General features: G+C 43.2%; 20 protein-coding genes and 1 riboswitch. Of the genes, 9 read left to right on the top strand and 11 right to left on the bottom strand.

Annotated features, from left to right (window positions below; all coding sequences use genetic code 11):
• The first annotated feature begins 197 nt into the window (after positions 1-197).
• A complete protein-coding gene (argH, locus tag SJY28_RS03965; protein WP_114701548.1) occupies positions 198-1,571 on the top strand; it encodes an argininosuccinate lyase in 1,374 nt (457 codons plus the stop codon).
• Between the two features lie 317 nt (positions 1,572-1,888).
• On the top strand, positions 1,889-2,179 hold the full coding sequence (locus SJY28_RS03960) for an oxidative damage protection protein (protein WP_057757820.1): 291 nt from the start codon (positions 1,889-1,891) through the stop codon (positions 2,177-2,179).
• A 97-nt stretch (positions 2,180-2,276) separates the two neighbouring features.
• Here the strand turns inward: SJY28_RS03960 and phoU are convergent, their stop codons facing one another.
• From phoU to pstS, 5 genes are all read right to left on the bottom strand, one after another.
• Entirely contained in the window at positions 2,277-3,059 is a 783-nt protein-coding gene (phoU, locus tag SJY28_RS03955; RefSeq protein WP_057757817.1) for a phosphate signaling complex protein PhoU, read from the bottom strand.
• 119 nt (positions 3,060-3,178) lie between these two features.
• Positions 3,179-4,015: a phosphate ABC transporter ATP-binding protein PstB gene (gene pstB, locus SJY28_RS03950; protein ID WP_101204716.1), complete on the bottom strand. Its 837-nt coding sequence runs from the start codon at positions 4,013-4,015 to the stop codon at positions 3,179-3,181.
• 172 nt (positions 4,016-4,187) lie between these two features.
• On the bottom strand, positions 4,188-5,093 hold the full coding sequence (gene pstA / locus SJY28_RS03945) for a phosphate ABC transporter permease PstA (RefSeq protein WP_379543508.1): 906 nt from the start codon (positions 5,091-5,093) through the stop codon (positions 4,188-4,190).
• 61 nt (positions 5,094-5,154) lie between these two features.
• A complete protein-coding gene (pstC, locus tag SJY28_RS03940; protein WP_101204645.1) occupies positions 5,155-6,108 on the bottom strand; it encodes a phosphate ABC transporter permease subunit PstC in 954 nt (317 codons plus the stop codon).
• A 209-nt stretch (positions 6,109-6,317) separates the two neighbouring features.
• Positions 6,318-7,484, bottom strand: a complete 1,167-nt coding sequence (gene pstS / locus SJY28_RS03935) for a phosphate ABC transporter substrate-binding protein PstS (protein ID WP_101211185.1) — start codon at positions 7,482-7,484, stop codon at positions 6,318-6,320.
• A gap of 293 nt (positions 7,485-7,777) precedes the next feature.
• Positions 7,778-7,922: riboswitch (TPP riboswitch) on the top strand.
• Positions 7,923-8,170: 248 nt separating this feature from the next.
• Between pstS and thiC the strand changes: the two genes are divergently transcribed.
• Positions 8,171-10,285, top strand: coding sequence for a phosphomethylpyrimidine synthase ThiC (gene thiC / locus SJY28_RS03930; RefSeq protein ID WP_379543507.1), 2,115 nt, complete (start codon positions 8,171-8,173; stop codon positions 10,283-10,285).
• 124 nt (positions 10,286-10,409) lie between these two features.
• Here thiC and SJY28_RS03925 read toward each other — a convergent pair whose 3' ends face one another.
• Positions 10,410-11,300 carry a fructose bisphosphate aldolase gene (locus SJY28_RS03925; RefSeq protein ID WP_379543506.1) on the bottom strand — a complete coding sequence of 297 codons (891 nt, stop codon included), beginning with the start codon at positions 11,298-11,300 and terminating at the stop codon, positions 10,410-10,412.
• A gap of 176 nt (positions 11,301-11,476) precedes the next feature.
• Entirely contained in the window at positions 11,477-12,325 is an 849-nt protein-coding gene (locus SJY28_RS03920; RefSeq protein ID WP_379543505.1) for an EamA/RhaT family transporter, read from the bottom strand.
• 369 nt (positions 12,326-12,694) lie between these two features.
• Here SJY28_RS03920 and SJY28_RS03915 point away from each other — a divergent pair, with 369 nt between their 5' ends.
• The 3 genes from SJY28_RS03915 to SJY28_RS03905 all read left to right on the top strand — a co-directional run bounded on the left by SJY28_RS03915 (position 12,695) and on the right by SJY28_RS03905 (position 16,221).
• Positions 12,695-14,611: an ABC transporter ATP-binding protein gene (locus SJY28_RS03915; protein ID WP_379543504.1), complete on the top strand. Its 1,917-nt coding sequence runs from the start codon at positions 12,695-12,697 to the stop codon at positions 14,609-14,611.
• 81 nt (positions 14,612-14,692) lie between these two features.
• Complete coding sequence (locus SJY28_RS03910; protein WP_379543503.1) at positions 14,693-15,583, top strand: alpha/beta fold hydrolase; 891 nt, start codon at positions 14,693-14,695, stop codon at positions 15,581-15,583.
• A 20-nt stretch (positions 15,584-15,603) separates the two neighbouring features.
• Positions 15,604-16,221, top strand: coding sequence for an alpha-ketoglutarate-dependent dioxygenase AlkB family protein (locus tag SJY28_RS03905; protein ID WP_379543502.1), 618 nt, complete (start codon positions 15,604-15,606; stop codon positions 16,219-16,221).
• A gap of 32 nt (positions 16,222-16,253) precedes the next feature.
• Here SJY28_RS03905 and SJY28_RS03900 read toward each other — a convergent pair whose 3' ends face one another.
• The 4 genes from SJY28_RS03900 to SJY28_RS03885 all read right to left on the bottom strand — a co-directional run bounded on the left by SJY28_RS03900 (position 16,254) and on the right by SJY28_RS03885 (position 20,601).
• Positions 16,254-17,126 carry an EcsC family protein gene (locus tag SJY28_RS03900; protein WP_379543501.1) on the bottom strand — a complete coding sequence of 291 codons (873 nt, stop codon included), beginning with the start codon at positions 17,124-17,126 and terminating at the stop codon, positions 16,254-16,256.
• Positions 17,127-17,321: 195 nt separating this feature from the next.
• Complete coding sequence (locus tag SJY28_RS03895; protein WP_379543499.1) at positions 17,322-18,353, bottom strand: NADP-dependent oxidoreductase; 1,032 nt, start codon at positions 18,351-18,353, stop codon at positions 17,322-17,324.
• A 186-nt stretch (positions 18,354-18,539) separates the two neighbouring features.
• A complete protein-coding gene (locus tag SJY28_RS03890; RefSeq protein ID WP_102078254.1) occupies positions 18,540-19,295 on the bottom strand; it encodes an endonuclease/exonuclease/phosphatase family protein in 756 nt (251 codons plus the stop codon).
• Positions 19,296-19,488: 193 nt separating this feature from the next.
• Positions 19,489-20,601 carry a hypothetical protein gene (locus tag SJY28_RS03885; RefSeq protein WP_379543498.1) on the bottom strand — a complete coding sequence of 371 codons (1,113 nt, stop codon included), beginning with the start codon at positions 20,599-20,601 and terminating at the stop codon, positions 19,489-19,491.
• A gap of 490 nt (positions 20,602-21,091) precedes the next feature.
• Between SJY28_RS03885 and SJY28_RS03880 the strand changes: the two genes are divergently transcribed.
• From SJY28_RS03880 to SJY28_RS03870, 3 genes are all read left to right on the top strand, one after another.
• The gene (locus SJY28_RS03880; protein WP_379543497.1) at positions 21,092-23,302 is read left to right on the top strand and encodes a M3 family metallopeptidase; all 2,211 of its coding nucleotides are present in this window, start codon (positions 21,092-21,094) and stop codon (positions 23,300-23,302) included.
• The gene (locus SJY28_RS03875) at positions 23,303-23,560 is read left to right on the top strand and encodes a YheV family putative metal-binding protein (RefSeq protein WP_101204656.1); all 258 of its coding nucleotides are present in this window, start codon (positions 23,303-23,305) and stop codon (positions 23,558-23,560) included.
• Between the two features lie 142 nt (positions 23,561-23,702).
• Complete coding sequence (locus tag SJY28_RS03870; RefSeq protein ID WP_379543495.1) at positions 23,703-24,251, top strand: hypothetical protein; 549 nt, start codon at positions 23,703-23,705, stop codon at positions 24,249-24,251.
• Positions 24,252-24,258 lie beyond the last annotated feature (7 nt).

Genomic DNA, 24,258 nt, shown 5'->3' with positions numbered 1-24,258 from the left:
TAGTAAGGCAACCTCATCATTTGCTATACTCGAGTTCTTATTCTTTTGACTTGTCTTGTAACGATATGAACGCCAATTCTTCAAAACCTAGTAATCCTGAATCAAGTAAAAGTTCATCTGACTCTGATTTTAGCACAGATGCTCCTATAACAAGTACCACAACGCAGACTACGCCTGCTAGTAGCCAAGGCCAACAAATGTGGGGCGGGCGCTTCAGTGAAGCGACAGATAGCTTCGTTGCCGCCTTTACTGCCTCTGTAGGCTTTGACCAACGCTTTGCTCGTCACGATATTCAAGGCTCGATTGCGCATGCAACGATGCTAAAAGAATGTGACATTTTAACTGCTGATGAAGTTGCCACTATTATTGATGGCTTGCAGCAAGTATTGCGCGAGATTGAAGCAGGTGAGTTTAACTGGTCGATTGCTCTCGAAGACGTGCACATGAATGTCGAGTCACGTTTGACTGACATTGTAGGTGCCGTTGGTAAAAAACTACATACTGGTCGTAGCCGTAACGATCAGGTAGCCACAGATATTCGCTTATGGTTGCGCGAAGAGACTGATAATATTATTGAGTTATTAGTACGCTTGCAAAGTGGTTTACTTGATTTAGCTGAGCAACATACTGATACTATCATGCCAGGCTTTACTCATTTGCAAACAGCACAACCTGTTAGCTTTGGCCATCATGTAATGGCATGGTTTGAGATGTTATATCGTGATACCGAGCGTCTTGTCGATGCACGTCGCCGTATCAACCAGATGCCACTTGGTAGTGCAGCACTTGCTGGTACGACTTTCCCAATCGATCGTACCATCACTGCTGAATTGCTAGGTTTTGAAGGTATCTGTCAAAACTCACTCGATGCCGTTTCAGACCGTGACTTTGCGATTGAGTTTACTTCAGCGGCTTCTATCTTGATGATGCATATGTCGCGTATGAGCGAAGAGATTATTCTTTGGATGTCAGCACAATTTAATTTTGTGCAGATACCAGATCGTTTCTGTACGGGCTCATCGATCATGCCGCAAAAGAAAAATCCTGACGTACCTGAGTTGGTACGCGGTAAAGCGGCACGTGTCTTTGGTCAGTTGATGACTTTGCTTAGCCTAATGAAGAGCCAGCCGCTCGCCTACAACAAAGACAACCAAGAAGACAAAGAGCCTTTGTTTGATTGCGTTGATACGTTGACAGGTTCACTATTAGCGTTTGCTGATATGCTACCAAATATCACGCCAAACAAGGAAAGCATGCGTGCTGCGACGATGAAAGGCTATGCGACTGCCACTGACTTGGCAGATTACCTAGTACGTCAAGGTGTGGCATTCCGTGACGCTCATGAGGTCGTTGGTAATGCTGTTGCTTTGGGCATCAAAGAGGGTGTTGATCTAAGTGACTTGTCATTGGCACAGCTACAGCAATTTAGCGATGCCATCGGTGAAGATGTCTTCGACTATCTAACGCTAGAAGGCTCATTAGCAGCTCGTGACCATTTAGGTGGTACTGCGCCAAACCAAGTCAAGCAAGCAGTGGTCAATGGACGTGCTCGCTTAAAAGCTTTTGCTTAATCATTAATTTGCAAATAACAGCTAACCTGCTAATATAAATTTAACACCCGCTATCTATGCGGGTGTTTTTATTTGTCCTATGACCTCTACTGGTTTGGCCAATGTCATTATCAAAATATCACTAGCTTTGAAAATTCAAATAAAAAGGCTGAACGTGGATAGCATTTGTTTTATATCAATAATCAATGATGCTATAACAAATGGATAGAAGTCTAATGATATACATTAGTACCCTTTGCTAAATCTACCAAGACCGTTATCATAGAATCATATGATATTTGATTTAATCACTTAATATAATGAATAAGGAATGCCTTATGACTGAGACTTTTAACCCTCAAGCAAATACCGTGTTTTGCCGTAAATATAAGCAAGATTTACCGAAGATGCCGCATCCACCCTTCCCTAATAAAAAAGGTCAAGAGCTGCAAGAGACTGTGTCTGAAAAGGCGTGGAAAGAATGGCTTGAGCATCAAACCATGCTTATCAATGAGAATCATCTAAGCATGATGGATCCTGCTGCTAAAAAGTTTTTAACAGAGCAGCGTGATAAGTTCTTAGACAACGAAGACTATGAGCGCGCACAAGGCTGGACACCAGAAAGCTAGTATTTACTCACTTTCTACTAGCTACATTTAGTAGTTATAAAAAAACGCGCTTACTATAGCGCGTTTTTTTATAAGATGAAAATCACAGTCATTCTTATCAGCCTTCATCACTATCTGACGTTTCAAGCTCATTGGCTGATAACGTGCTAACTTGACGAGCAGCTAAGCGATCATTGGCTTCCTGCACCGCTTTTTCGACCATCGCATAGTCTGAATGACGCACGTCCTGCCCACTGATATAGTTAATGACTAGCTCTGCGACATTTTGTGCATGGTCACCGATACGCTCAAGCGATCGTAGTATCCACATAATATTAATGACTTTTGATACATGGCGTGAGTCTTCCATAATATAGGTCATCAAAGCACGAATGGCTGACTGATATTCGGTATTGACCGCGCTGTCATTACGCATCACTTCAAACGCTTGCTCCGCATTCGATTGACTAAAAGCTTCTAGCGAGTTGTTTAGCATCAGACGAACTTGATTGCTCAGATGCTGAACCTCAGCATAGCCGTATGCTGATTTGCCTTCTGCCGCTATTTTACTGGCCATTCGCGCAATTTTTACCGCTTCATCGCCGATACGTTCCAAATCGACCACACCTTTACTGATCGACATGACTAAGCGCAAATCACTGGCAGCTGGCTGGCGCTTGGCGACCAATAATAAAATGTGCTCGTCGAGTTCGACCTCCATTCGATTGATATCGAAATCCATATCGATGACTTCTTGTGCCAGTGTTTCATCTTTATCGATCAGAGCATGAATGGCTTTGGCCACTTGGTTAGCCGCGCTATCACCCATGTATAAAAATAAACGGATGGCTTCATCAAGATCTTGGTCAAAACTTTTGGAGATATGCTTATCACTTTGCATGAGAGGTATTCCCTAGAATCTATATTTTAATAGCGCAGTGTGCTTGTGAAGTTAGAAAGTCGGCTTATGACATGCAAATCAGCTTTGTCTGCTTGTACCGACTTCAATCTCAATCAATGTTAGCCATAACGACCTGTAATATAGTCTTCTGTCGCGGTTTGGGTAGGTTTGGTGAATATCTGATCGGTTTCACCCATCTCGATCATATCGCCTAGATACATATAGACCGTATAATCAGATACGCGAGCTGCTTGCTGCATATTATGAGTGACGATAGCGATGGTATAGTCGTTTTTCAGATCTTCGATTAAATCCTCGATAGCACCCGTCGAGATAGGATCCAGTGCTGATGTCGGCTCGTCAAGCAACAGTACTTCAGGCTTGGTAGCTACACTACGTGCGATACAAAGACGCTGCTGCTGACCACCTGATAACGACAGTCCTGATGCTTTTAGCTTGTCTTTCACTTCTGGCCATAGCGCTGATTTTTTCAAAGCCCACTCTACACGATGATCCAGCTCGTCTTTGCTTAATTTTTCATATAGTCGTACGCCAAAGGCGACATTGTCATAGATTGACATCGGGAACGGCGTTGGCTTCTGAAAAACCATACCAACTTGTGCACGCAATAAGTTCACATCGATATCTTTACCCAAGATGTTTTTGCCATCTAAATTGATATTGCCCTCTGCACGCATACCTGGATATAGATCGTACATGCGGTTAAAGGTACGTAGTAGCGTAGACTTGCCACAACCTGAAGGACCAATAAAAGCGGTCACTTTTTTATCAGCGATATCGATATTGATGTTTTTTAGTGCCTGAAAATCATCGTAATAGAAGTTTAGATCTCGAACTTCCATTTTTGCAGCAGGCATATTCTTAGGAATATCTTGAATCGTTTGTTTATTAAAATCAGCAGTGTTTGGTTGCTGAGCTTGGGCGCTAGTAGACATGGGTCTATTTAATAGGCTGCCTGTTGCCGTATTAAAGTTGTCAGCAGTCGTGTTCGTACGGACGTTGCTTAGGACATCATTCATAATATTTCAACCTAGCTCAATTAATTTCATATAAGTTTAAGTAAATGCTTAACGTGTAGCGTGCTACGGTCTGGTCTGCTCTCAGCCCTTATTTGGGCTGACCTCTACCACCGATAAATCTTGCCAAAATATTCAACACTAGGACAGACGCGGTGATAAGTAGTGCTGCAGCCCAAGCCAATGTATGCCAGTTATCATAAGGACTCATCGCAAACTGGTAAATGGTATTGGGTAAGTTAGCAATAGGCTGACCCATATCTGTACTGAAGTATTGATTGTTAAGTGCGGTAAATAGTAACGGTGCTGTCTCACCAGTGATTCGAGCAAAAGCCAATAGCACACCTGTGGTCAGTCCCGCTCGTGCAGCTTTTACCGTAACCTGAGTGACCAGTTTCCATTTAGGAGTACCGAGTGCATAGGCCGCTTCACGTAGACTATTAGGTACCAGATTCAGCATGTTTTCTGTCGTACGCACGACCACTGGAATAACAATCAATGCCAATGCCAACGCGCCTGCCCAACCAGAGAAACTTTGACCTTTTACCATCAGCGCATAGATAAATAGACCGATAACAATCGATGGCGCTGACAATAGAATATCATTTAAGAAGCGTGTGACCTTGCCAAGCATACTGCCTTTAGAAAACTCAGATAAGTAAATACCTGTCATAAGGCCAATAGGGGCACCAATGAACAATCCTGAAAACGCCAACATGACCGAACCAACAATGGCATTGCGCAAACCGCCTGCACTCATCGGTGGCGGCGTATCAGAGGTAAAGATTGGCAGCTGTACCATGCCTTGGAAGCCTTCAACAAACAAAGTCACCAAAATCCATGATAACCAAAACAAGCCAAAAATCATCGCTGACATGGCAAAGCCTAGACCTAACTTGTTGGTCAAACGACGCTTGTTATAAAGGCTCTGATTATAGCGGGTAGCGCCGTTTGGCTTAGTAGGTAGTGGTGCATTGATCGCATTGTTAGCAGGCATAATATTTATTTCCCATATCTTTTATCAATATCTATCAAGGTCTCATAAGTCCTTCTCAGACTTATCGGTTACCTGCTTTGTGATCCATGCGCATGAGCATCAGTTTTGCTAAAGACAGCACAATGAAGGTGATGACAAATAAGATTAAGCCTAGATGTAGTAAAGACGCAAGATGTAGCTCACTAGATGCTTCAGCAAACTCATTAGCCAAGGCCGAGGTAATCGTCACACCAGACGTGAATAGGCTTGGACTGATATTAAACGCATTACCAATCAAGAAAGTAACCGCCATCGTCTCACCCAATGCACGACCAAGACCCAAAATTACGCCACCAACGACACCAGCTTTGGTATAAGGCAGGATAATCTTGAACATGACTTCCCAAGTCGTCGCGCCCATGCCATATGCTGACTCTTTCAGTAAATCGGGTACAACAGAGAAAACATCGCGCATGGTGGCAGCGATGAACGGTATGATCATAATGGCAAGTACTAGGGATGCGGTAAACATACCTAGCCCCATAGGCGCACCTGCAAACAGTTTACCGATAATAGGCAAAGGGCCGACGTGCTCAATGAACCATGGCTGAATGTGATCACCAAAAAATGGCGCAAATACGAACAATCCCCACATACCATAAATTATAGATGGGATACCAGCCAACAATTCAATGGCGATACCAAGTGGTTTTTTGAGGAACTTAGGGCACATCTCGGTTAAAAATATCGCAATACCGAAACTGACTGGAACCGCGATAACAATAGCGATAAACGACGTGACTAAGGTACCGTAAATAGGCGCTAATGCACCGTACTCATTGGCGACTGTATCCCAGTTATTGCTGGTATAAAATCCCAAACCAAACTCTTGAATACTCGGCCATGCTCCAACAATTAGAGACACCAAAATGCCCCCTAAAGATAGGAGGACGAGTATGGCAAACGCTTTGGTAGAGTTCACAAATAAAGCGTCGTAACGTTTTTGTTTAGCCAGTTGGGACCTTAAGTCTGTCATAAGTGTCTCAGCATTGAATGGGATGAATCGAAATATTAGAAAGATGTATCTCAGGACTTAACACAACAAACTTAAACGGTGTGAGTAAACATATCTATCGAGATGTATTCATCAAATTTGCTGTGTTAAAACCCCTCAAACAACTACCGGAGAATAGTTATTCGAGAGGATAACTTGTCGGTTGCTAAATAGCATTTAGCAGAGACAAGTTACTGAGCTGGCTTGTAGACAGGCTGTCCATCGCTACCTTTTACTTCGTTCCACTTCTCTTTGAACAAGGCCACTGCCGTGTCAGAGAATGGTACGTAGTCTAGTTCCATGGCGCTGTCATCACCTTGGGTATAAGCCCAGTCAAAGAAGTTCAACACGCCAGCGACTTGTTGAGGATTTTCTGGTTGCTTATGTACCAAGATAAAGGTCGCAGCAGCGATAGGCCATGCTTGGTCAGTTTCAGAGTTGGTGATGACTTTATAAAAGCCTTCTTGTTGTGACCAATCGATATCACCTGCCGCAGCAAACGTCTCAGCAGATGGCTGTACGATGTTACCAGCTGCGTTTTTCAGCGCAGTATGTGACATCTTATTTTGCTTGGCGTACGCATACTCAACATAGCCGATAGAGTTTTTCATGCGGTTGACGTAGCTCGAAACGCCTTCGTTACCTTTACCGCCTGCACCAGTAGCAGAAGTCGGCCATTTGACGGTTTTATCAACACCAACAGTGTCTTTCCAGTCTGGTGAAACCTTGGCAAGATAATCAGTGAAGTTGAAAGTCGTACCTGAACCGTCTGAACGGAATACTGTTGTGATTGCTGCATCTGGCAAGGTCAAATCTGGGTTCATCGCCTTAATCGCAGGGTCATTCCAGTTACTGATTTTACCCAGATAGATATCAGCCAACGTTGTGCCGTCTAGTTTCAGTGCACCAGGCTCAACACCATCAATGTTGACGATTGGTACAACACCACCGATGACTGTTGGGAACTGAATCAAACCTGCTTCGTCTAACTCTTCAGGCGTCATTGGGGCATCAGAAGCACCAAAGTCTACTGTTTTTGATTGAATTTGTTTGATACCACCAGATGAGCCAATCGACTGATAGTTGACTTGGCCGCCGGTCGCAGCATTGTAATCATATGACCATTTCGCATAGATAGGCTGCGGGAACGACGCACCTGCACCTGTAATATTCATAGCGATATTTTCAGCAGATTTAAAATCTGACGTAGCAGAAGATGCTGTCTGAGAGGTTGTTTCAGCTGTTGTCACAGCGCTACTGCTAGTATCAGCAGTTGGCTCCGCCGTATCTGTTGACTTATTACACGCCGTAAGCATTAATGTACAACTGACGGCCACTGCTAATAACGAATAACGCATGTAGGACTCCTGAAGTTTAACAACGGTATAAAAAAGCATTGCTTGTGATATGCGTGTTATCTTGCCAAATCTTTATGACAGTTTAATGACAACTTCTATAATCCTTCATTCGCTTTACATAATATTTGAATAATTTGTCTACAACCTAGTAATACTAAGCATCCTCATCTATCAACATTCAGAAAAATTATTCACAAAAATATTGAACCGTGTGTTTGACACAGAATATTTGTATCCAAATACTATTAGCCGTTGGTACAGAATTTTGTTAATATGAAGGCTGATTTACAACACTGACAGACTCGGGGTGCGGTGTATTTTTGGCTCACTTTATTAAACTTGCTTTATTAAAGTAGTCGCCTTGATACATTCGCTGAGAGATCACCCGCCGAACCTGATGCGGTTAGTACCGACGCAGGGAAGTCTTAAGCACTTTGTTATTTATGACAAAGGGCGCGTAGAAATACATTTTTATCGTCACTACTGTCTTGATATGCGTGATGCATAACCGGATAAGAAGAGAGGATATAAATTTGCGTCCAATATTTGATGAGCACCATGCGCGACGATACTTTTTGGTCGAAGTTGTGGGTTCATGATATAAATTTGTCTAGATGATGGATGCCTACCCCCGCAGATACTGGCGGTGTTGATTTTATTCAAAAACCAACACGCTAGGACAGCATATGACAACTGCAGACACTACCTCAATTGCACCGAAAGCCCAAACGCATAACCCAGCCGACAACTCAACGCTTGCTTCAAATGCTGCTGACACGACCAACGTCAAAGCAGATAAAAAAGCAGATGCGTTAAAAACCCCTGCTCACCGTGCCGCAAGTGATGCCCGTTTCGAAGAAGATGCGCGCGACTTGCACCGTATTTTACCTGCCTCAAGAAAAGTCTATATCGAAGGCTCAAGACCTGATATCCAAGTACCGATGCGTGAAATCAGCTTGGCTGATACACCTGTTGGCGGCACTGGAGATAAAGACGGTGAGCATAATCCACCGTTTTATGTGTATGACACTTCAGGTGTATATACCGACCCTAAGGTCGATATCGACCTCACACGTGGATTGCCAAAGTTGCGTGAAAGCTGGATCGCAGAACGTGGTGATACCGAGCAATTAAGTGGCCTATCCAGCTCATACGGACAAGCACGTGCCCGTGATATCAGCACTGCTAACCTTAGATTTGCTCATATTGATAAACCGCGTCGCGCCAAAGCAGGACAGAACGTCACGCAAATGTACTACGCGCGCCGAGGCATCATCACCCCTGAGATGGAATATATCGCCATACGCGAAACGCAGAAGCAACATGAACTGACCGATATGCGTCAACACGATGGCGAGAGCTTCGGTGCCAATACGCCTCAAACCATCACCCCTGAATTTGTTCGTGATGAAGTGGCAGCTGGACGCGCAATTATCCCAAACAATATCAATCACCCTGAGTCTGAGCCGATGATCATCGGGCGCAATTTCTTGGTGAAAATTAATGCCAATATCGGTAATTCAGCGTTGGGTTCGTCTATCGATGAAGAAGTGTCCAAAATGACGTGGGCAACACGTTGGGGTGCGGATACTATTATGGATCTATCAACGGGCAATCATATTCATGAAACCCGTGAATGGCTAATCCGTAACTCTCCTGTACCGATTGGTACGGTACCGATTTATCAAGCATTAGAAAAAGTCGATGGCGTCGCTGAAGATCTTACATGGGAGATATTCCGTGATACGTTGATCGAGCAAGCAGAGCAAGGTGTCGATTACTTTACCATTCACGCTGGCGTGCTATTACGCTATGTGCCGCTCACCGCAAAACGTTTGACAGGTATCGTCTCACGCGGCGGCTCTATCATGGCGCAGTGGTGTCTGGCACATCACAAAGAAAGCTTCTTATACACGCATTTCGAAGACATTTGCGAGATTATGAAACAGTACGATGTGGCATTTAGTCTAGGTGATGGCCTACGTCCTGGCTGCTTGCAAGATGCCAATGATGAAGCGCAGTTCGGTGAGCTACGTACGCTTGGTGAATTGACCAAAGTCGCATGGGAGCATGATATACAGGTGATGATCGAAGGCCCTGGACACGTCGCGATGAACCGCATCAAGGAAAACATGGACTTGCAGCTTGAGCTATGTGCTGACGCGCCTTTCTATACTTTAGGGCCATTAACGACAGATATCGCCCCAGGTTATGACCACATCACTAGCGCCATCGGAGCTGCAATGATTGGATGGTTTGGTACAGCGATGCTGTGCTATGTCACGCCAAAAGAACACTTAGGCCTACCGAATAAAAAAGATGTTAAAGACGGCATTATTACTTATAAAATCGCTGCACACGCTGCTGACCTTGCTAAGGGTCATCCAGGAGCACAGGCACGTGACAATGCACTATCTAAAGCACGTTTTGAATTCCGCTGGGATGATCAGTTCAATCTTGCGCTCGACCCTGATACGGCACGCGAATATCATGATGAGACGTTGCCAAAAGACGCACACAAATCGGCACACTTTTGCTCCATGTGTGGCCCTAAGTTTTGTTCAATGAAAATCACTCAAAACGTACGTGAATATGCAGCAGGGCTGGATAAAGATGCCGCTAACCAAAAAGTAACGCCGCAAACGGGTGACCTAACCGATGCTGGTCACCTAATCAAAGAGGTAGATACAGAGCTTGTCGGACAAGTTGGTGAAGCCACTGCTGAGGAAATTCGCCAAGGCATGGCGGAGATGACTAAAAAATATAACAACGAAGGACGCCAGTTATATAAAGAGGTGTAGGGTTAATAACCTATACTTTTAAAATAAGAAAAGCCCTACTATTTAAGTATTTTTACACTTATCTAGTAGGGCTTTTTTTGGCTTATTTACTCATGATTTATGTGCGAAGTTTTATTTACTACGTTTACACTTTTGACGCTTCATAAATCTCTTCAATTGAGGCATTAATGGTTTCAGCAAACTCGCTATCGCTTTGTTGCTTACTCAAGCCTTCGGTAAAAGCACGCGAGAAGCTCGCAATCATACCTGGGTTTTGTTTGAGCTTGGCACAAGCATCGCTACGACTATAACCACCAGACAGCGCCACTACTTTGAGCACTTTAGGATGATCAATCAGCTCCTGATAAAACCCAACCTCTTCAGGCAATGTTAGCTTGAGCATCACTTGCTGCTCATCGCCCAAACGCTCAAGGTTACGTAGGATGTCGGCTTTTAACAACACTTCGCAATCATGCTTTTGTGCACTGTCAATATTGACCTCTGGCTCGACAATAGGCATAAGGCCTTTTGAAATAATCTGCTTCGCCACATCAAACTGCTGCTGTACCACAAGCTCGATACCATCGACGTTTGGCTCATAAATGACTGAGCGCATTTTAGTACCGAATACAGGATAGTTTTTTGCTTTATCTAATAATAGATCTAGATTCGGGATTGGCTTCATAACTTGCACGCCGCTCATTTGCTCAGCCAGACCTTTATCTACCTTTAAAAATGGTACGATATTTTTATTTTCCCACAGATAGTTGGCCGTCGACTTGCCATTAACTTCGCGCTCCATGGTATCTTCAAACAAGATTGCACCAAGTACACGCTCACTATCAAAACAGTCACACGTCATGATACGAGCACGCATTTCATGAACCAAATCAAACATGGCCTCATCATTATCATAGTCGTCGCTGCTGACACCATAAGTCTCTAACGCTTTCGGTGTGCTGCCGCCACTTTGATCAAGAGCAGCAATAAAACCTGAACTATTTTTTATACGCTGTAATTGCTTATCGTATTCCATTGAGCCTGCATCCTATTTTTATTGGTTAAGTTAAGTATCATAAACTAAGCTTTTTCATTCCATACAAGCCCTGTTATTTGTAGATAACCTTATCATAGGATGATTTGTATGCCTATATAGGATACGTGACAATATAGCTAAAAAATCATGAAGCCGATACTTTTGGACAGTGTGCATTACGCCAAAAATAGTACCCCTACACAGCAGACTGCCAATACTAATCCTATTATATTGATACGGTTCAGCTGCTCTTTAAATACACCTACGCCAATCAATGTCGCTACGGCAATAACACCGACATTCATACCAGTAAAGACGATGCTAGGAGAATCATGCAGCACTTGGTGTGCCCGTATATAAGCATAAATATTGCCCATGTTTAATGCGCCGAGCAGTAGACCTGTCATAAGTGCTTGTTTTTGCCAACGTACCCGTGTGGCAAGCAAATAGATTAAAAGCAATACACCTGCTACGCCAAAACTTACCAATAGAGTCAATGGAAAAGCTGCCCCTTGTTTGGCAACTTGTTTGAACAAAATATCAATAATGCCGTAGCCTGCCCATACCCCGAATAACCATAGCGGCGCATGCTTTGCTCGCCGAGTAATATCGTTATGCTGTGGTCGATAGACAAGCGCACCTAATGCCAAAAAGCCTAACGCCAATCCAAGTATACGTGTACCAGTCAGCACCTCACCGAATAGCAAGAAAGCCGCTACGATAGGAATAATGAGTGATAAGCGCTGAGACGCGTCGGTTGCTACCATCCCCACCGCTTCAATAGCTCGTCCGAGAATGATAAATACAGCAGGTAATAGTACTCCAAGCGCAATGATGATGCCCCAAGCGCTATCAAGCGCATGAATGGCACTTACATCAGGTTTTAGTAATATCCAAGTCAGTAAAAAAGCCACAGGATAGCCTGCCACGATGGTCTGACGAATATCTATATTTTTCTGGCGCAATATTTTCAAAAGTATGGAGACGGCGACGCTACATAGCACCGCTATTATTAAATACATCATTCACTGCTACCTTTTGAACTTCAATGTTGAGTTATTATTGTTCGTCTATTGATAAAGACCATTAAATAAAATGCCTGCTAATCAGCTGATTTTTGCAATAAAATCATAGTTATAAAAGCAATTTTTAAACCATGAATAAGTTTGGATGTAGAATGTAACAAAATATGTTTTCCACAGCAAACTATTTATTATGGTTATGACTGAAGCTCTCAAAACATAGCTATTCTTAAGCAAATTACAATTAGCATGCAGGTATGATTAGTAATTTTGCTAAAATAGCACCTAATCCCAATCACAAAAGTAAAGATTCTAGATAACGAGTCCTCTCGTTCATCTTGACGTACTGCTATTGATGTTTTATTACTGCCTATGAATGCTTTATTTCGCTTTTTCGAAAACCGCCTACCCGCCTTTCCAGACACACCTATGCCATTGCCATCACCTCGCGATGGTATGCTGAAGTTTTTGTGGGCATGTACCAATGGCCTACGCGGCTGGCTACTAATCTTTATGATTTTGTCCGCTGGTATCGGTATTTACGAGGCCATGCTGTTTGCTTGGATAGGTAATATCGTCGATTGGTTAGGCGTTTATACACCGCAAAACTTATGGGTAGAAAAAGGCGATATGCTGCTCATCATGCTCGCTGTCATGATAGTAAGCCCATTGTGGATTGCCTTGTCATCGTTTATCCACTTTCAGACCTTGCAAGGTGTATTTCCTATGCAGATGCGCTGGCGTTTTCATCAGCGCATGCTTGGGCAATCCATGCAGTTTTATCAGGACGAGTTTTCGGGTCGCGTCTCAGCTAAGGTAATGCAGACAGCCCTAGCAGTACGCGATACCGTGATGACCGTTACCGATATGTTTATGTATGTCTCTGTCTACTTTATCACCTCAGGGGTGATTTTGTTTAATTTAGACAGCTTACTACTTATTCCATTTGTCATTTGGCTGGTCTTGGTTGCCATTACCATTTGGTACTTTATCCCTAAGCTCAAAGAGACAGCGATTGTACAAGCGGATGCCCGTGCCTTGATGACAGGACGAATTACGGATGCTTATGCCAATATCATGACCGTTAAGCTATTTAGCCATTCGCGTCGTGAGCTTGGCTATGCCAAAAATGCTATGGGACAATTTCTAGGTACGGTGCATGCACAAATGCGCTGGGTCAGCTATTTAGAAGTATCGACCCATCTTATCAGTGTGATTTTGGTCAGTAGTACTGCAGGTATTGGATTGTACTTGTGGCAACAAGGCGCAGTTGGTGTTGGTGCCATTGCCGCTGCGACAGCTATGGCATTGCGTCTAAATGGTTTGACGCGTTGGATTATGTGGCAGACAGCCAGTTTGTTTGAGAGTATCGGTACAGTGCAGGACGGTATGCGTACGTTGTCAGCACCGCAGACAATCATCGATAAACCTGACGCGCCAGCGCTGGCCGTCACGGACGGGCGTATCGTATTTGACCATGTTGACTTCAGTTATGAGAATGATGAAGAAGACAATGGACAAACTGGTGAGACTGTTGATAGTGCAAACATTGCTAAACGCGCTCCTAACTCATATATCAAACTGTTGGATAACTTCCACTTAGATATTAAGCCGGGTGAAAAGATTGGTTTGGTTGGGCGTTCAGGTGCTGGTAAATCAACCTTGGTCAATCTGCTATTGCGCTTCTTTGATGTCGATAGCGGTAAGATTCTGATTGATGGTCAGGCTATTGATGCGGTTACGCAAGAATCGTTGCGTCAACAGATTGGTATGGTGACTCAAGATACGTCATTGCTACATCGTACTGTACGTGAAAATATCGCTTATGGTCGTCCTGATGCTACTGATGAAGAGATTATGATCGCTGCCAAACAAGCTCAGGCATGGGATTTCATCAAAGATTTGTACGATGATAAAGGCAATACAGGACTTGATACCCAAGTAGGTGAACGCGGAGTCAAACTATCTGGCGGTCAACGTCAACGTATTGCTATCTCACGTGTTATGCTAAAAAATGCGCCGATTTTACTTTTAGATGAAGCGACCAGTGCGCTAGATTCTGAGATCGAATATGCCATTACCGAAAGCTTAAATGACATCATGACCGGCAAGACCGTTATTGCTATCGCCCATCGCCTGTCTACTATTGCGGCACTGGATAGACTGGTCGTTATGCATCAAGGCCGTATCATTGAGCAAGGTAGTCATGATGAACTATTGGCATTGAATGGTGTCTACGCTCGACTGTGGCAGCGTCAAAGCGGTGGCTTCTTAGGTGAAGACAATTAGGATTCATTAAGTCAGCTCAATCATAAGAAGACAAACTACAAAAAAATCACTCAAAATAAGTCACAAGGAAGTGTTTATTTTATGGAAGCATTCACAAACCGTATTAATCTTGGCGGAAAACAGGCACGCTATTATGACCTTAGCCATTTTAATCAGCCGCTAGATTCAAGCTCTACTCCCCGCGCGCCAGCACATTTTTATAGTGGTAATAGTTTTACTGTTGGTACTTATACGCCACTATTAAGTAAGCTAGCCCCTGAGTTTGATATCAGCTCACTTGCCCTACGTGGCTACTGGTATGATAAGCCGCAAAGCCGTCGTCTGACGCGTGAGCAAGATGCTGATATGCTGATTGAGTTTTTAGAAAAGACGCAAGACAAGCCTGTCGTAGGTATTGGTCACTCGCAAGGCGCAACAGCCACAGCAATGGCAGCTGCCAAACGTCCAGAGCTATTTTCACAGTTATACTTGATCGAGCCTGTCACATTTACCAAACACCAAGCCACTTTTTATAACCTGTTGCCACGCTCTGTCCTATTGAGCCGCGAGCCTTTCAAAAGCACGTTAACCAAGCAATCTACTTGGCCAAATACCCATAGTTATTACGAGAGCCTACGTGCGCAGCGTGCTTATAAGCGTATTAGCGATGAACACTTGCAAGTATTTGCTGAGCAAAGCCTGAGCAAGAATGCAGATGGTAGCTATACGCTTATGTTTGCACCAGAACAAGAGCTGGCCAATTATTTTGGCGCTCCTCATATCGATGCTGCACTCAAAAAACTACGCTGTCCCTACACGTTGATTACAGGCAAGCCTACCCTGTTCATCAATGACAAAGTACGAAAGCAATGGAAAAAGTTTGTCCCAGATAGCAGTCTTATTTCGCTGTCAGATTACGGTCATCTATTGCCAATGGAAGCGCCTGAACTATGCGCTCAAATTATCAACGAGCACTATCAAAGCAGCAAATAAGGATTTACAACGACTAAATTATGACTGACCTCTTTGCCCCTGCACCCACGGATAACTTACTACCCTATGATGGTAAGGTGAATGATCTAGGCGTGATTATCGACGGTACCACTACCCTTTATAGCTTCTTGCTAAATGAGCTACCTTGGCAGCCAGACATCGTGACGTTATTTGGTAAGACCCATATAACCACTCGAAAAATTGTCTGGATGGGAGATACAGATGCAGACTATCAATATTCAGGGAACGTGCGGCAAACTGTTCCATGGTCAGATATAGTGTTTCACGTGAAACAGAAAATCGAACAAGCTTTAGCAGAGGTTGGTGTCACTGCCAATTTTAATACCTGCCTACTTAATTACTACCCTTCTGGCGCTGATGGTATGGGCTACCATGCTGATGACGAAAAAGAGCTCGGTCATCAACCAGTCATCGCCTCCTTATCGCTTGGTGCCACACGCAAATTTGTTTTTAAGCATAAAAAAACTCAAGACAAAGTTGAACTTTATCTTGAGTCTGGTCAGCTCGTTGTGATGCATGGTGATACACAAACCTTTTGGAAGCATACGATTACTAAGACAAAGACGGTCGATGCTGGACGAATCAGTCTAACGTTTCGGTATATGCTTACATCTTGATACTATCGCTGACTTAACGAGTCATCTAATTCTTACGCGAGACGATCTAAAAAACGCTCACGGTAACACTGATAAGCAGCTTCACACACATTGGTAGTGTAGCTAGCATTAACACCACCTGCGACTACTGCACCCACCGCTGGAATAATTTGCGCCGCTTTTGTCTTAACGATGTTAGTGGCTACTTTAGTCGCTGTCTGACGCAGTACACGAGACATGACTTCTTCATTAATCTGATTGAATGCCTGAGTTTCTGGATCTTTAATCATCGCATGAGTGTCATCTAACGCCGCTTTACGCTCTTCAACAGAGGCAGAAGTTGCTACAGCCAACAAAGACATCGCAAATAGCTGCTCGCCTTTATCATTGATATCAAAGCCATAGTACGTTGCATATTCTCCAATCGCGCGTAGATTAGCTGTAATAAGCCCAACGACATCAGCAGGGATACCTGCCCAGCCTACGACCCCTGTAGTCACCCCTTGCGCACTGGTTAGCGCTACATATTTGCTTTTGAAAAACTTAACTTGTTTATCTACAACCGCAATGGGTAGACGTTTAATATCAGCTAGTGTTGCAATCGAGGAGCTATCAACATCCGCTATCTCTTGATAGCTATCGATAACGTTTTGAGTGTCCAATGTCCATTTGGCCGCATCACTCAAAGCAGTAATCGTTTCCTCAGTTGCTTTTTTTAGAGAATCGCCAAATTGTGGAGCCTCCATTAACGCATCACCGGCTGCTACCACAGGGGTATTAAGCACTGCTAGCGTCTTATCCAAAATCCCTTTATCAGGGTTCTTCCATGCTTCTATTTCTTCACGAACTTTGGATTCATAAGCAACCTGGTCATCTGTTTTTTCATTGCTGGTATTATTATTGATAGTCTTATTGTTGATAGTCATATTATTCCCTTTATAAGTATGGTTCGCTTTCTATCCTATGATAAATAAGCAAAGACTACAGGGACGTTCTGTTGTCCAAAATAAAACTTTTGTATGATTTGTTAAGTCATCAGTTAAGTTTACTGGGTTTCAACAGACATCCCCTTACTAATAAATCCTATCAGGCACTACCTAATACTTGGGCAATCTCGACATTCACTCAGCCGCTGCTAAGACAATCTTGCCAAAAGCATCGCCTTTTTGTAGCTCGTGATGCGCTGCAACAACTTCTGAGAGTGGATAAGTTTTTTGAATTTTTAAAGTTAGCTTACCATCGGCCACTTCCTGTAAAACACGCGCCATATCTTGACCACTACGCTGCGCTTTATAGCCTGCTACTTCTAAGTCTTTTTGCTGACCGGCTTCTTTGAGCTTATCAACCCAAATAGTTGGTAACACATTCACGCGGGCACCTGATTTGAGAACGCTAAGCGCACGGACACCTGCTTCATCACCGACTAAATCAAGCAGCACGTCGGCTTGCAGGTCAGGGAACGCTTCATCTTTGGTATAATCTACCCAACCCGCCAGCCTAGATACGTCTATCAACTCATCAAGCTTGGCATACTTTTCTGGCGAGCAAATTACCGTTACCTTGATGTTATCTTGCGCCACCTTATTCATGAGCAATTGGATTAGTAAATGACCGACACCGCCTGCTGGTGCATTAATCACCACATGCTCGCCTGTTTTTATATCAGCAAAATCTACAAACTGTAGTGCCGTTTGTCCGATACAAGGCAAAGCACCTGCCTGCTCTAAGCTGACATTATCTGGTACTTTCGCAAGTAACTTGGCATCTACTGCCACATATTGCGCATAGCCACCACCGCTAAAGGTCAAAGCCGCTACTCTATCGCCCACAGCAAACTCGTCGCTATTGCTGCTGACTACTTCGCCTGATACATCGAATCCTAAAATAGCTGGCTGATCATTCTCAAACTTGTCTTTACGAATGTTCTCTGCACCCCAGCCTTTACCTTGGCGGGTCTTATAATCGACAGGGTTAATTCCAGCATAGGCAATTTTTACTAGTACTTGATCGTCCTGTAGCTCAGGGACATCAGCACCGTCTTGGTATTTCATTACTTCAGGCTCACCAAACTCGCGTATGAGTACGGCGTGCTGTGTCTTAGGTATGTTGTGGTTAGCTTGTTGATTATTATCAGTAGTAGACGCTGTTGCCATCGTAGAATATCCTTATATTTTGTTTATTAGGCTGTACTTGTTATTCATTTTATTGAAACGTTGTACTGTTAATAGCACTTTCAATCGAGAACATGGTTAATCAATAAGATGATCAATAAAGACAATTGTTCATATATCGATAGATTGCCAATATAATACATTTAGACAAATTATTATAGTTAGGTATTATGGCAGCATCAGTTCTGCACTAATGGGCAGATGATCTGATAGCGATGACCAAGGTTTTCCAGTGTGTACCCAAGCATCCTTCACAAGCAAATTGCGCACATAGATACGATCCAAGCTGAGTACTGGTAGCTTTGCTGGAAAGGTTGGCAACAGCTTGCCATGACAATGCTTGAACGCTTCTATCATACCGAGATCTGACGCCAGTTTGTCACAAGACATCTTTTTCCAATCATTAAAATCGCCTGCCAAGATAAGTGGTTGATCCGGCGCAATCTCATTTCGCACATAATCACTAATCGCTTGATACTGCTTGATACGATCACGCTCAAACAAGTTCAAATGTGCACACAATACGACAACTGGCATCTCCCAACCGATAGGTTGTACCTCACAGTGCAAGACACCACGCTGCTCAAGCTTGTTGACCGTAATATTTACATTGTGTTTGGGGTCTAGCGGAAAGCGGCTCAATACTGCATTACCATGATGGCCGTTTTCGTATTCGGAGTTTTTACCGTAACTGTTTTGCAAATCTAAAAATTCGCCGAACCATTCATGCTGTGATTGATCTGGGTACTCGTTATATTGCATATTACGTTTGAGGTTTTGGCCTTGCACTTCTTGCAAACACAAGACGTCTGAACCCACAGACTCTAGCGCCTGAGCAATACCTTGCATCTTCACTTGGCGATTCAGCGGTGACATGCCTTTGTGGATGTTGTAGCTGGTTAAAACAAAAGAGGTGGTAGTCATAGTTTGGTTAGTTGTACGCTCATTATTTATGGAGTAAAGATCAATAGCTCAGCTACGATAGCACCCATAGTGATGGTAATGACAGACATAAAAAGAGCACTGGCTCGTATTGAACCAATGCTCTCATATTACACCTATGTATTATCAATGGCTAATTCATAAATGAACATCGCGCATAGGTGTCATCGTCAGATTAGTAGCGAGTTACTAGCGCTATTGGTTGATCTTCACCCATGATATCTTGTGGCATAAATACAGCTTCGCCGCCATTGTGAATGACGTGTTCGATGATTTCACCGATTGCATCATCTGTGATGCCTTCCGCAGTAGCATCATTGGCAGGGCTTAACGTTTGTGCCTTTTCGTCAATCTTAGCGGATTGTATATAGCCACGGCGTACATAAAGTGTCTCGCCAGCCCCTTGGAAGGCACTGCGATACACTTCCTGCAGATCAGTCTGCAACATATTCGCACCGCGAGCTTTGTCGATTTCACCCAGTGCAGCTTTGTGCAGTGAGGTACGATACTCTTCTACGGCTTCTTGCACACTATCTACAATATGCTGAGCACTACCGTCTTCTAGATTGGTCGCATTCGATACTGTAGCGATGATATTATCTGGACGATCACAGACTTCTTTATAGTAGCCAATATTTTTTGCATCACCAACTATGACAAGAGGCATTTTGTGCTCGCCCCATAGCTCTTGGACGCTTTTATCAACTTGGTTAAAGAATTCTTTTAAGTGACTGCTTTCATTATTTGATGAACGATCTGAGCCACCGTCCCCTGTTGTGTATAGTCCATTATTTTCGACAGGGAACTGAATGTTCTCCATGTTGTTTTGTGCATCGTCATCTTTATCGAATTCTCTCACAACACGGTCATTAGACGCTTCGATCAAACGAGCATTGTCACGGGTTAAGACCACAGTATAATAATGAACTGCACTTGCCATATCACGTACCAAATCTCGGGTCGCAAATCTATCTGAAATCACAACACGTTCTGTTGTGTCAATTGGCATACGGATAACTTGCACATCATCCGTACTAGCAAATATAGCTAACGTATCGAGATTATAATTGTGATTGAGCTCACTGATTTTATTTTGAATGTTATCTAGAATGGTAGTCGCTGTGCGTTTATCGTACTCTTTTGTCAGACGATCTTCGGCAACTTTCAATTGGTTTTTTAAAGCGATAGGATCTTGCTCATTAGCTGGGTGTTCACGATGCGTTTTAACAAAGATACTTACTGCAGGGTTAGCTTTAGTTTCACGTAAACTTTTAAGAGTCGCTTTCATATATTGCTCCTTGTTTTATTGTCGTTCATTTTCAACTTTGTATATCCCTTTACTCATATGTTTTTATGAGCTTGGAAATTTCTATCCGTGTTTTTCTTGCATCTTATTGATACATAATATTTAAATTCCATTATCTTGATGCTAACAGCTATACCCCACTCCCTGTAGGGTTAATTTGCAAGCAAATGATAGCGCTTTGTAAGTAGAGCACTCTATATTGTTAAAGGACTGCCTTAGCGAGCATAACTACATATTCAGATAACTATCTTGAGAAGTAGAATCTAAGTATCAGAATTTCGATATTTACTTCCAGATTGCTAGCACTGTCCTAATTACTTGAATCGTATAAAAATGCTTAGGTTGTATTTTTACCAAACGAACCCATCTTTTATATAATCTATATATAAAATAAGAACACACTGTATATTTCAATAGTAGCCAGACTTATCTCATTTTTATTAATAATAATTCATTGATACCGGATACCTATATGACATCTTCTCCTTTAGATTTACGCCTTGTCGATTTTACCGACACTGCGCCACATACGTTACAGAACCAAGTGATTGACGCTATTGATGCTGCCAATGCTTTTTTAGATACCTTAACCGTGATAGAAAGCGACAGTGCTGAAAAAACAAGTGCTGAAAAAATAAACGCTGAACAAGCTTTGGCAGATGTGATGAGCTTTGACCATATTAATCTGGCATTAGATCGTAGCTGGGGTATTTTGTCGCATCTCAATAGCGTGATGAGCAACGATGAAATTCGTCATGTTCACCATGAGCTGCTACCAAAGCTATCTGCTTACGGTACGCGAGTGGGACAGCATCAGCCGTTGTTTAATCGCTATCGAGTTATCGTCAATGACACAGATTTCTTTGCTACGTTAGAGCCTGCTCGTGCACGTGCAATCGAACTGGCATTACGTAGCTTTGAGTTATCAGGCGTTGCATTACCTCAAGCTGAGCAAGAAAAATTTGCCGCTATCCAAAGCGAGTTATCGACCCTGTCTGCTACCTTTTCGGACAATATCTTGGATGCGACGCAAGCATTTGCCCTACCTTTAGAAGACTCACAGTTAAAGGGTCTAACAGAGAGTGGTTTGGCCCTACTGGCAGATGCAGGTGAGCAATACAAATCGCGTGAGCTTGCTAGCGGTGCCCTTAGCCAAGCCGATATAGATGCACTTCCTACTCCTTACTATGTGGCCAGTTTAAATATCCCTGTATATCTAGCGATCATGACTCATGCGGACGATCGTGGCTTACGGGAAACGCTGTATCATGCTTATGTCACACGCGCCTCTGAGTTTGATACGCATACCAATGCAAAAGGTAATTCATTAAATAATGCTGACAATATGAGTCAAATACTCTCATTACGTGAGCAAAAGGCTAAGCTACTTGGTTTTGCAAATTATGCTGAAGTATCCCTATCGACCAAGATGGCAGACAGTGTCTTAGAAGTTGAAACATTCTTACGTGACTTAGCAACGCAAGCAACCCCTGCTGCCAAAGCAGATTTGGCACAGCTACAGAAATACGCAAGCGATTATGGCATTGACGAGTTGCAACCGTGGGATAGCGCCTACATCGCTGAAAAAGTAAAACAAAGTGAGTTCAGCTTATCGCAAGAGGAAATTCGTCCATACTTCCCATTACCCAAAGTGATTAATGGCTTGTTCACTATCGTTGAGCGTCTATACGGTATTAAAGTACAAGAGCAAAGCCATAAAAATACAGAAAGTGACTCAGTCTCTCGCTGGCATGACGATGTAAGCTTTTATCAATTATTCGATGCTGATGATCGCTTGCTCGGTGGCTTCTACTTCGACTTATTTGCACGTAGCGGTAAGCGTGGCGGTGCATGGATGAGTGGTTTTCAATCTCGCTACAGCTATGAAGAACAAAACCATCAACAGCTGCCCGTCTGCTTTATGGTTGGTAATTTCACGCCAGCACTTGATGGCAAACCTAGTTTATTGACCCATGATGAAGTATTAACCTTATTCCACGAGTTTGGTCATGGCTTGCATCATTTATTGACTCAAGTCACGGTCGGTGATGTCGCTGGTGTCAATGGCGTCGAGTGGGATGCGGTCGAGCTTCCTAGTCAGTTTATGGAAAACTGGGCTTGGGATGCTGAAGGTATCGCGCTTATCAGTAGTCATGTTGAGACTGGTGAGCCATTACCTAAAGACAAATTGGATGCACTATTAGCAGTGAAAAATTTCCAAAGCGGCATGCAAACGCTGCGTCAGATTGAGTTTGCTCTATTTGATTTGCTCATTCATGCTCATACGCCAGCACTTAATTACGATGGCATTTTAGAGACGCTCAATACTGTCCGTAATGATATCTCCGTTATGCAAACACCTGACTATAACCGTTTTGCTAATGGTTTTAGTCATATCTTCGCGGGTGGTTATGCTGCAGGTTATTATTCATACAAATGGGCGGAACTGCTATCAGCTGATGCGTTTAGTAAGTTTGAAGAAGACGGTATTTTCAACCCAGCGACAGGCAAAGCGTTCCGTGAGTCCATCTTATCTGTTGGCGGCAGTTTCCCGGCCAAGACCAACTTTGAAAATTTCCGCGGTCGTAGCGCCAGTATCGATGCCTTGCTACGTCATAATGGTTTCACTGATGCTGAAAATATTGATGCCGCAAATACTCAAACGACGCGCGAGGTCATTTAAATGCGTTATCAGTCATCTAGTCCTAAGCGCCGATTTTTAGCAGGGGTACGTTGTCCGAAATGTCAGGAGATGGACGCTGTGGTGCAAGTTAATATCGTGACTCCTGCCCCAGATGAGTATATTGAATGTACTCAGTGCGGACACACAGAGCACCGCCCCGATCCTGATGCCATTAGCGCCAAGAACCATTTAGAAGATCAAATGGCACGTGATGCGATGGCGACTGGCACTAGTGGTACCGTGAAATTTAAGTCTTAATAATTTAGTTTTCATACTTAAAAACAGATTAAATACTTTATTATTTAATGGTCTATTAAGCCTATCTATCAATAGATAGGCTTTTTATTTTGAGTTTGCTATAGTATGGCTACTTATATTCTTGACATGAATCGATCATAATATGAAACGAGAAAACATTCGTCCTTTACCCACTCACGCTTCCAAGAAAAAAGCGACTAAAACACGCCGGAAAATTTGGACAGTATTTATTTTAGTACTGCTGATTATTGCCATCGGCTATTTAATTTTGGGTAACTCTGACACAGAATCTACTTTACCTGCTAACACTGCTACTTCAGCACCAATAACTGAGCAAACGCCGACAGAGTCAACAACAGACAATATATCTGAGACAACAGATGACTCTGTGATTAACGATGGTGTGCTCATGGATGAAAACTCTGGAGAAGTAAATAATGACAGTAACGCGATACCAAATCCTACTGCTATATTAGATGCGCCTCTACCAGAAAACGATAGCTTGGCGAAAGAAGAGATTGATCGTTTAGAAGATGAAAGTCAGCGACTGGCCGAACAAGAGAAGTTAGCAGCTGAACAAGTGGCTATGAATAAGCAATTGACTGATATGAAGGCAGAACAAATTGCGCTACTCGAACAACAAATTGCTCAATTAGAAGCAAACGACTCTAATAAAGCGACGATTCAATAACCGTATA

Source organism: Psychrobacter sp. R86515 (genome assembly GCF_042466315.1).
Taxonomy (GTDB): Bacteria; Pseudomonadota; Gammaproteobacteria; order Pseudomonadales; family Moraxellaceae; genus Psychrobacter.
This window is presented reverse-complemented; position numbering and strand designations above follow the sequence as displayed.

Excerpts from the sequence above, each read along its gene's own strand:
- SJY28_RS03960 (WP_057757820.1), top strand. The coding sequence starts at position 1,889 with ATGACTGAGACTTTTAACCCTCAAGCAAATACCGTGTTTTGCCGTAAA.
- SJY28_RS03925 (WP_379543506.1), bottom strand. The coding sequence starts at position 11,300 with ATGGAATACGATAAGCAATTACAGCGTATAAAAAATAGTTCAGGTTTT.
- thiC (WP_379543507.1), top strand. The coding sequence starts at position 8,171 with ATGACAACTGCAGACACTACCTCAATTGCACCGAAAGCCCAAACGCAT.
- SJY28_RS03885 (WP_379543498.1), bottom strand. The coding sequence starts at position 20,601 with ATGAAAGCGACTCTTAAAAGTTTACGTGAAACTAAAGCTAACCCTGCA.
- SJY28_RS03895 (WP_379543499.1), bottom strand. The coding sequence starts at position 18,353 with ATGGCAACAGCGTCTACTACTGATAATAATCAACAAGCTAACCACAAC.
- SJY28_RS03905 (WP_379543502.1), top strand. The coding sequence starts at position 15,604 with ATGACTGACCTCTTTGCCCCTGCACCCACGGATAACTTACTACCCTAT.
- SJY28_RS03900 (WP_379543501.1), bottom strand. The coding sequence starts at position 17,126 with ATGACTATCAACAATAAGACTATCAATAATAATACCAGCAATGAAAAA.
- SJY28_RS03915 (WP_379543504.1), top strand. The coding sequence starts at position 12,695 with ATGAATGCTTTATTTCGCTTTTTCGAAAACCGCCTACCCGCCTTTCCA.
- pstS (WP_101211185.1), bottom strand. The coding sequence starts at position 7,484 with ATGCGTTATTCGTTATTAGCAGTGGCCGTCAGTTGTACATTAATGCTT.
- SJY28_RS03880 (WP_379543497.1), top strand. The coding sequence starts at position 21,092 with ATGACATCTTCTCCTTTAGATTTACGCCTTGTCGATTTTACCGACACT.
- argH (WP_114701548.1), top strand. The coding sequence starts at position 198 with ATGTGGGGCGGGCGCTTCAGTGAAGCGACAGATAGCTTCGTTGCCGCC.
- SJY28_RS03870 (WP_379543495.1), top strand. The coding sequence starts at position 23,703 with ATGAAACGAGAAAACATTCGTCCTTTACCCACTCACGCTTCCAAGAAA.
- SJY28_RS03920 (WP_379543505.1), bottom strand. The coding sequence starts at position 12,325 with ATGATGTATTTAATAATAGCGGTGCTATGTAGCGTCGCCGTCTCCATA.
- pstA (WP_379543508.1), bottom strand. The coding sequence starts at position 5,093 with ATGCCTGCTAACAATGCGATCAATGCACCACTACCTACTAAGCCAAAC.
- SJY28_RS03875 (WP_101204656.1), top strand. The coding sequence starts at position 23,303 with ATGCGTTATCAGTCATCTAGTCCTAAGCGCCGATTTTTAGCAGGGGTA.
- SJY28_RS03910 (WP_379543503.1), top strand. The coding sequence starts at position 14,693 with ATGGAAGCATTCACAAACCGTATTAATCTTGGCGGAAAACAGGCACGC.
- SJY28_RS03890 (WP_102078254.1), bottom strand. The coding sequence starts at position 19,295 with ATGACTACCACCTCTTTTGTTTTAACCAGCTACAACATCCACAAAGGC.
- pstC (WP_101204645.1), bottom strand. The coding sequence starts at position 6,108 with ATGACAGACTTAAGGTCCCAACTGGCTAAACAAAAACGTTACGACGCT.
- phoU (WP_057757817.1), bottom strand. The coding sequence starts at position 3,059 with ATGCAAAGTGATAAGCATATCTCCAAAAGTTTTGACCAAGATCTTGAT.
- pstB (WP_101204716.1), bottom strand. The coding sequence starts at position 4,015 with ATGTCTACTAGCGCCCAAGCTCAGCAACCAAACACTGCTGATTTTAAT.